Origin of the sequence: Limnofasciculus baicalensis BBK-W-15 (assembly GCF_024178385.1) — a bacterium.
In the GTDB taxonomy this organism is placed as follows: domain Bacteria; phylum Cyanobacteriota; class Cyanobacteriia; order Cyanobacteriales; family Coleofasciculaceae; genus Limnofasciculus; species Limnofasciculus baicalensis.
The window spans coordinates 1-1,664 of the sequence record NZ_JAMZMM010000654.1; the positions used below are offsets into that span (position 1 = coordinate 1).

General features: G+C 42.4%; 2 protein-coding genes. One reads left to right on the plus strand and one right to left on the minus strand.

The window, feature by feature from the left end; genetic code table 11:
- On the minus strand, positions 1-908 hold a 908-nt coding region (locus NJ959_RS29180), incomplete at its 3' end, for a serine/threonine-protein kinase (RefSeq protein ID WP_254015260.1).
- A 226-nt stretch (positions 909-1,134) separates the two neighbouring features.
- Between NJ959_RS29180 and NJ959_RS29185 the strand changes: the two genes are divergently transcribed.
- Positions 1,135-1,509 carry a C6orf136 family protein gene (locus NJ959_RS29185; RefSeq protein WP_254015261.1) on the plus strand — a complete coding sequence of 125 codons (375 nt, stop codon included), beginning with the start codon at positions 1,135-1,137 and terminating at the stop codon, positions 1,507-1,509.
- Positions 1,510-1,664: the final 155 nt, after the last annotated feature.

The window sequence follows — 1,664 nt, forward strand, 5'->3', positions numbered from 1 at the left end:
ATTTTGGGGGGATATAAAATTAGTTCGATTTCTTGTAACTTTGCTAAGATGGCTTGGGTGTTGGGGGGACGATCTTTGTATCGTCTGGTGGTGAGATGATCTATACGATCTAATATTAGTGGGGAAATGTGGCTGGCTCTGTCTCGCCAGACATAACCATCTCCATCCAAATCGTATAGGGAAAATGGGTGTTGCCCGGTAAGTAAATAAATAAAAGTACAGCCCAAAGCAAAAAAATCTGACTGGAAGACAGGATAACCGTGAAGTTGTTCGATGGGAGAATAGCCCAAAGACTGGACAAGTGTTAGTCTTTCATTCTCTGCCATTTTCGCCAGATATGTCCCCGTTGCTTCCCTCGCCGTACCAAAATCAATCAAAACCAATACCCCATCAGGCTTCAGCATGATATTCGATGGCTTGATATCCCGATGGAAAAAATTCTGACTATGTACAGTATCGAGAATTTCGGTAATTTTCTTCAGCCAGTCTAGCGCTAGCCTTTGGTTAATGGGACGATTATCCCGCTGTTGGAGATATTCCTCTAAATTCATCCCCTCAATTTTTTCCATCACTATACAATAGAGGGGTTCGCTACTCTGCCTGGGAAATACAGTAAAATATCCATCTGGATCGACTTTCGGTATCCCGGGATGGTTTAAGCGACTCAGTACCTGCGCTTCCCGTTGAAAGAGTTCCACATATTTGGCATCATTATTAATCAGAACTTTCAGTACTTTAGGGATATTGCGATCTAGTACCTCGAATGTTTTACCAAAACCACCTGCACCAAGTGGGCGCGTGACGCGGTATCTACCTTCGAGGAGTATTTCACTACCACAGGTGGAGCAAAATATTTGATTATCGGTGTTTTGGGGTTGGGAACAGTCGGGGTTAATACAGAGGCTCATTAGTTGAGCGGGGATAATCTTGCTTTCGCTAGTGTAGCTTGGTTTATGGGCTAAAGGCTAGAGGTTTGTAGTGGGCACTTCAGTGCCTTCTCAGGATAATAGGCACTGAAGTGCCTACTACAAACGGGATTAGGGTGTTGTTTTTTTTGAATATAGAGGCACGCGGAGGTTTGAGGGTGCGATCGCAATTGTCATATAATTGCTTTTATTTTGGCGATCGCATTTAATGGATATTACCGAAATTATAAAGAACGACTACCAACGGTTTCCCGTTAATCAAACCTACGATATCTATGCCAAAGATGTCTATTTTAAAGATCCTATGAATCAATTTCGGGGAATTCAACGCTATCAAAAGATGATTGGGTTTATTTCAACTTGGTTTATCGAGCCTCATCTGGAGCTGCATGATATTTCTCAATCTGGCGATACAATTAAAACCCGTTGGAATTTAAGCTGGATTACACCATTACCATGGAAACCTCGTATTTCTATCCCTGGTTGGAGCGAGTTAAAGTTGAATTCTGATGGATTGATTATTTCCCATATCGATTATTGGGATATTTCTCGTTTTGATGTCTTTAAGCAACTATTCCGTTGAATGAAGGATGAAGGATGAAGGTTGAAGGATGAAGGGGAGCATCCCGAGAAAGGAAGAAATGCAGGTTGTATTCTTGCTCCCCCCTTTGACTTGGGGGGCTGGGGGGGTAAAAACTTTGTCAAAAAACGAGTATATTTGCCAAAGTGGGATGCTCC